Annotated in this window: 8 protein-coding genes; 5 read left to right on the forward strand and 3 right to left on the reverse strand. The window is 63.9% G+C overall.

The window, feature by feature from the left end:
* The 3 genes from EOA38_RS25830 to aat form a co-directional block, all read left to right on the forward strand.
* Positions 1–238, forward strand: a 238-nt coding sequence (locus tag EOA38_RS25830; protein WP_348627539.1) for a biotin/lipoyl-containing protein, incomplete at its 5' end; no start/stop codon positions are given.
* Positions 239–257: 19 nt separating this feature from the next.
* Complete coding sequence (gene accC, locus EOA38_RS25835; protein WP_126094163.1) at positions 258–1,601, forward strand: acetyl-CoA carboxylase biotin carboxylase subunit; 1,344 nt, start codon at positions 258–260, stop codon at positions 1,599–1,601.
* A 23-nt stretch (positions 1,602–1,624) separates the two neighbouring features.
* Entirely contained in the window at positions 1,625–2,242 is a 618-nt protein-coding gene (gene aat, locus EOA38_RS25840; RefSeq protein WP_126094164.1) for a leucyl/phenylalanyl-tRNA--protein transferase, read from the forward strand.
* Between the two features lie 6 nt (positions 2,243–2,248).
* Here the strand turns inward: aat and EOA38_RS25845 are convergent, their stop codons facing one another.
* The 3 genes from EOA38_RS25845 to EOA38_RS25855 form a co-directional block, all read right to left on the reverse strand.
* Entirely contained in the window at positions 2,249–2,635 is a 387-nt protein-coding gene (locus tag EOA38_RS25845) for a hypothetical protein (protein ID WP_126094165.1), read from the reverse strand.
* A gap of 60 nt (positions 2,636–2,695) precedes the next feature.
* A complete protein-coding gene (locus EOA38_RS25850) occupies positions 2,696–3,268 on the reverse strand; it encodes a DUF2155 domain-containing protein (RefSeq protein ID WP_127300569.1) in 573 nt (190 codons plus the stop codon).
* 116 nt (positions 3,269–3,384) lie between these two features.
* On the reverse strand, positions 3,385–3,783 hold the full coding sequence (locus tag EOA38_RS25855; RefSeq protein WP_126094167.1) for an NADH:ubiquinone oxidoreductase subunit NDUFA12: 399 nt from the start codon (positions 3,781–3,783) through the stop codon (positions 3,385–3,387).
* A 326-nt stretch (positions 3,784–4,109) separates the two neighbouring features.
* On the opposite strand from EOA38_RS25855, the gene panB reads away from it, so the two are divergent.
* Together panB and panC are read left to right on the forward strand one after the other, a co-directional pair.
* Positions 4,110–4,949 (forward strand): 3-methyl-2-oxobutanoate hydroxymethyltransferase, encoded by an 840-nt coding sequence (gene panB, locus EOA38_RS25860; protein ID WP_127300570.1) that lies wholly within the window; start codon positions 4,110–4,112, stop codon positions 4,947–4,949.
* A partial coding sequence (gene panC, locus EOA38_RS25865) for a pantoate--beta-alanine ligase (protein ID WP_127300571.1) occupies positions 4,946–5,745 on the forward strand: 800 nt, incomplete at its 3' end. The genes panB and panC, both read left to right, overlap by 4 nt.

The following is a 5,745-nucleotide window of genomic DNA, read 5'->3' on the forward strand; positions in this document are numbered from 1 at the left end:
CTCCAAGAACGCCGTGCCCTCGCCGATGGTCGGTACCGCCTATCTGGCGCCCGCTCCCGACGCCAAGCCGTTCGTCGAGATCGGCCAGAAGGTGAAGGAAGGCCAGACGCTGCTCATCATCGAAGCGATGAAGACGATGAACCAGATTCCCTCGCCGCGCGCCGGTACAGTCACGGCCATCCTGATCGAGGACGCCCAACCGGTCGAATACGGCATGCCGCTCGTGGTCATCGAGTAGAGCCGGGACCAGCGGAGAGATGTTCCAGAAGGTCCTCATCGCCAATCGCGGCGAAATCGCACTCCGGGTGCTGCGCGCCTGCAAGGAGCTCGGCATCCAGACGGTGGTCGTCCATTCGACGGCCGATTCGGACGCCATGCATGTGCGCCTCGCCGACGAGAGCGTCTGCATTGGTCCGCCGCCAGCGCGCGAAAGCTATCTCAACATCCATCAGATCGTCGCCGCCTGCGAGATCACCGGCGCCGACGCGGTGCATCCGGGCTACGGCTTCCTCTCGGAGAACGCCAAGTTCGCCGACATCCTCGCCGCCCACAACATCACCTTCATCGGCCCGTCGGGCGACCATATCCGCGTCATGGGCGACAAGATCGAGGCCAAGCGCACGGCAAAGCGCCTCGGTATCCCGGTGGTGCCTGGCTCCGACGGCGCGATCAGCGACGAGAAGGAAGCCAAGCGCGTCGCCGCCGAGATCGGCTATCCGGTGATCATCAAGGCTTCGGCCGGCGGCGGCGGCCGCGGCATGAAGGTGGCGCGCACTGAAGCCGACCTCGAAGTGGGGCTGCATACAGCAAAGTCGGAAGCGGGTGCGGCCTTCGGCGACGACGCCGTGTACATCGAGAAATATCTGGAAAAGCCGCGCCATATCGAATTGCAGGTGTTCGGCGACGGCGCCGGCCGCGGCGTGCATTTCGGCGAGCGCGACTGCTCGCTGCAGCGCCGCCACCAGAAGGTGTGGGAGGAGGCCAACTCGCCCGCGCTCAATGCAGAGGAGCGCGCGCGCATCGGCGGCATTTGCGCCAAGGCGATCGCCGATCTCGGCTATTCCGGCGCCGGCACCATCGAATTCCTCTACGAGAACGGCGAGTTCTATTTCATCGAGATGAACACCCGCCTGCAGGTCGAGCATCCGGTGACGGAAGCAATCACCGGCATCGACCTCGTGCACGAGCAGATTCGCGTCGCCTCCGGCGGCGGGCTGTCGGTCCGGCAGGAAGACATCAAGTTCAACGGCCACGCCATCGAGTGCCGCATCAACGCCGAGGACCCGCGCACCTTCACGCCGTCGCCCGGCACGATCACGCATTTCCACACGCCCGGCGGCCTCGGCGTCCGAGTCGATTCCGGCGTCTATTCCGGCTACAGAATCCCGCCCTACTACGACAGCCTGATCGGCAAGCTGATCGTGCATGGCCGCAACCGCGTCGAATGCATGATGCGGCTGCGGCGGGCGCTGGACGAGTTCGTCGTCGACGGCATCAAGACGACGCTGCCGCTGTTCCGTGATCTGGTCGGCAATCCGGACATCGCCAATGGCGACTACGACATCCACTGGCTTGAAAAATATTTGGCCGATGAGGATTAGGGTCTTGCAGTTATAATGGCGCAATGACCCGTCCCTACGCGCCCGGCTACCGCATCCCGACCGACCTGCTGCTGAAAGCTTATGCCTCGGGCGTCTTCCCGATGGCCGAGAGCGCGACCGATCCGGAAGTGTTCTGGGTGCGGCCGGAGACGCGCGGCATCATCCCGCTTGACGGGTTCCACACGCCGCGCAGCCTGAAGAAGACGATCCGCAAGCACCCCTTCGACATACGCTACGATTTCGACTTCGAGGCGACGATCGACGGTTGCGCCGAAAAACGCGACGAGCGCCGCTCGACCTGGATCAACGCGCCGATCCGCGAAGCCTATGTCGATCTCTTCCGGCTGGGCCACTGCCATTCCGTCGAGGCATGGCGCGAAGGCCGGCTGGTCGGCGGTCTCTATGGCGTGTCGCTCGGGCGCGTGTTCTTCGGCGAAAGCATGTTCGCCAAGGAAACCGACGCCTCGAAGACTTGCCTCTACTATCTCGTGGAGCGGCTGAACGCGCGCCGCTTTGCGCTCCTCGACACGCAGTTCACCACCGAGCACCTCAAGCGCTTCGGCGCCATCGACGTGCCGCGCAGCCGCTATGAGACGATGCTGGCCGAGGCCTTGAAGGGCGAGGCGGTTTTCTATCCCTGAGGTCTGTCAGTCTTCGGTCGATGATTCGATCGGTGTCTGCGAATGAAACATCATCTTCCAGCCATCGGCACGATGGACATAGCCGGTGCTGACGATGGCGGCATAGGGTTCGCCGTTTTCCCTCGTCGCGCGAGCCTCGTAGGTGAGCATCACGATATCACTACCCGGCTCGACCATGCCTTTCAGCCGGATGTCGAGATCGCGCCAGCGATTGGGCTTCGTGGCGGTCTTGGCCAGATCGGCATTGGTCATCGCTTTCGCCATCTCTGGAAAGGCGACAAGGCATTCCACATCGGCATGGGCCGCGAAGTAGGCGGAACTGCCGGTCCAGAACCCTTTCTCGATATCGAGAAGCTCTTTCTTGCTGGCAGTGATCGGCCTGATCTTTGCCATGGAAACCTCCCGTTGCTATCGCCGTTTATCCAACGGATTGCGAAAAAGAGGGTTCCGAGGTCAGTTCGCGTCGGTTGAGTCGGTGCCGTCCGGCGCGGGCGCGGCATCCGTCGGCTCAGGTGCTGCCTCGGCGGGCTGCTCTTGCGCCGGAGCCTTGGGCTTTGCGGCTTCGCTCTTCGGCTTGTCCGTATCGGCCTTGGCGGCGGTCGGCGGCGGCACATCCGACTTCTGCTTGCAGCCCTTCAGCCAGACGTCATAGACGGCGTGCTCGACGGCATTGAGGCCAGGGCTTTCGGCGAACATCCAGCCGGTGAAGATGCGGCGGATCTTGCGGTCAAGCGTGATCTCGTCGACTTCGACGAAGGAATCGGTCTTCGGCTGCTCGGTCTCCGGCCGCGAATAGCAGACGCGCGGCGTCACCTGCAGGGCGCCGAACTGCACGGTCTCGTCGATATAGACGTCGAAGGTGATGATGCGGCCGGTGATCTTGTCGATGCCGGCGAATTCGGCGACCGGGTTGGTGATACGGTCGGAAACTGGCGGCGTTGCCGGCGCCGGCGGTGCGGCGAACACCGCCGTCGAGGCGGCCAGAACGGACGCTGTCGCGAACAATCCCGTCGAGATTCGGCTCATGCAAGGATACCGGTGGTTGCGCCCGGGTGATTCTCTGTCGCCCAAGGCTAGTCATGGCTGCGATATCAGCAAGCAGCTAAACGCCAATTGTGGCGACAAAGGACCGAAGGACGCGTTTACGAACCGGGTGTCCAGGCGTCGTAGTCGCCGGTCACCTGCGGGCGATGCTGGTTGGTCAGGATGGAACCCTGCGGGCGATAGGCGCCGGGCGTTCCGGTCAGGTTGGGCCGGTGCGGCTTCTGCCACTCGCGAGCCTTGTAGCTCTCGCTCGAGGGAGGCGTGTCGACGCGGTGATGCATCCAGCCATGCCAGCCCGGTGGGATCTTCGAGGCTTCGGAATAATCGCGATAGATGACCCAGCGGCGGGTGCGGCCTTCCGAGTCGATGCCGCCTTCGTAATAGACGTTGCCGGCCTCGTCCTCGCCGACCTTCTTGCCGAAGCGCCAGGTGTGGAAACGTGTGCCCAGAGTCTGGCTGTTCCACCAGGTGAAAAACTGCAGCAGGAAAGTTTTCATCCGGATCCTCGTGGCGGCAGCGGCCGCGCCGTTCCTGCTTATGGCGTCAGGCCATCGCGAAGGCAAGGGTTTTGCCGCGACGCCGATGTAAATGCTTCGTGCGCTAAAGCGCGTCGCGCTGAAATCGATTCGGGCGACGCGCTTTAGTTTTTGTTTTTTATGCATGTCGTTTTCGCAAAACGGCTGCACACCTTTGCGCGAGATTGCATTAATCGATACACCCGCGGAGATGTCGCCGCCTCGGCTTGCCAAGCGCCGCCTGTATTTCTAAAGCTCGCACGCCCGCAAAGCGGGCATCTGGCCCAGGCCGGTGAGGGAGGTGAGGATTGGCCCCAGAACGGTCCACCGGCAATCGGATCGGCGCCGAAGACATCCGTCGCCGCAAGGGTGGCGTGCCGATCGTCTGCCTCACCGCCTATAGCTATCCAATAGCGCGCATGCTCGATCCGCATGTCGACCTGCTTTTGGTCGGCGACAGCGTCGCCATGGTGCTGCATGGCCACGCCACGACGCTCGGCGCCTCGCTGGAGATGATGATCGCGCATGGACAGGCGGTAATGCGCGGCTCGGCAAAAGCCTGCGTGGTCGTCGACATGCCCGCGGGCAGCTACGAGGGCTCCCCGGCGGACGCCGTTGCCTCGGCAAGGCGCATCGTCAATGAGACAGGCTGCCAGGCGGTCAAGCTCGAGGGCGGTGTCGACATGGCCGCGCAGATCGCGGCCATCGTCGCCGAAGGCATCCCGGTCATGGGCCATATCGGCCTGCAGCCGCAATCCGTGGAAAAGGACGGCGGCTACAGGATCAAGGGCCGCACCAGAGAAAACGTCGAAGCCCTCTTTCGCGACGCCGAAGCGGTCGAAAAGGCCGGCGCCTTCTCGGTCGTTATCGAGGGGACGGTGGAGGCCGTGGCTTCGGATCTCACCCGCCATATCGCCATCCCGACCATCGGCATCGGCGCCAGCAGCGACTGCGACGGCCAGATCCTGGTCATAGACGACATGATCGGCATGACGGTCGACCGGGTGCCGAAATTCGTCAAGGAATACGCAAACCTGCGCGACACCATTTCGGACGCGGCAGCGCACTACGCCGCCGAGGTGCGCAGCCGCGCATTTCCAGGACGGGACCACGTCTTTTCGGCGACGTCGAGCAAGGACAAGGCATGAGCGGACCAATCGTCGTCGACAGCGTCGCCGCACTCCGCGCGCAAATCCGGGACTGGCACCGGGAGGGCCTCACGGTCGCCATGGTGCCGACCATGGGCGCCCTGCATGACGGCCATATCTCGCTGGTCAGGATCGCGCTTGAAAAGGCCGAGCGCTGCGTCGTCTCGATCTTCGTCAATCCGGCCCAGTTCGCGCCGACAGAGGATCTGGACAAATATCCGCGCCAACTGGCCCGGGATATCGACCGGCTTCGGGAAACAGGCGCGCATCTCGCCTTCACGCCGACCGTCGCGGAAATGTACCCTGCCGGGTTCGCCACCAAAATCTCGGTCGGTGGCCCCTCCGCCGGTCTGGAAACGGATTTCAGGCCGGCCTTCTTCGACGGCGTCGCTATCGTTGTGACCAAGCTTTTCCTGCAGGCCGCGCCCGATTGCGCGGTGTTCGGCGAGAAGGACTACCAGCAGCTTTGCGTCGTCAGGCAGCTTTGCCGCGATCTCGATCTGCCGGTCGACATCATCGGCGGGCCGACGGTGCGCGATTCGCATGGCCTCGCCATGTCGTCCCGCAACGCCTATCTCGGCGAGGCCGAACTCGATATCGCGCGCAAGCTCAACGCGGTTCTGCGTCAGACCGCGACGGAACTGGCATCCGGCGCGGATGAGGCAGGCGCCACGGGCGAGGCCACGGAAGCGCTTGTCCGAGCGGGGTTTCGAAAAGTCGACTACGTCGCCGCACGCGAGGCCGTGACGCTCAGGCCCTGGCGGGGGGATCGCGACGGCCGCCTGCTCGCGGCGGC

This window comes from Mesorhizobium sp. M1E.F.Ca.ET.041.01.1.1 (assembly GCF_003997355.1).
GTDB lineage: Bacteria > Pseudomonadota > Alphaproteobacteria > Rhizobiales > Rhizobiaceae > Mesorhizobium.

Excerpts from the sequence above, each read along its gene's own strand:
- accC (WP_126094163.1), top strand. The coding sequence starts at position 258 with ATGTTCCAGAAGGTCCTCATCGCCAATCGCGGCGAAATCGCACTCCGG.
- aat (WP_126094164.1), top strand. The coding sequence starts at position 1,625 with ATGACCCGTCCCTACGCGCCCGGCTACCGCATCCCGACCGACCTGCTG.
- EOA38_RS25845 (WP_126094165.1), bottom strand. The coding sequence starts at position 2,635 with ATGGCAAAGATCAGGCCGATCACTGCCAGCAAGAAAGAGCTTCTCGAT.
- EOA38_RS25850 (WP_127300569.1), bottom strand. The coding sequence starts at position 3,268 with ATGAGCCGAATCTCGACGGGATTGTTCGCGACAGCGTCCGTTCTGGCC.
- EOA38_RS25855 (WP_126094167.1), bottom strand. The coding sequence starts at position 3,783 with ATGAAAACTTTCCTGCTGCAGTTTTTCACCTGGTGGAACAGCCAGACT.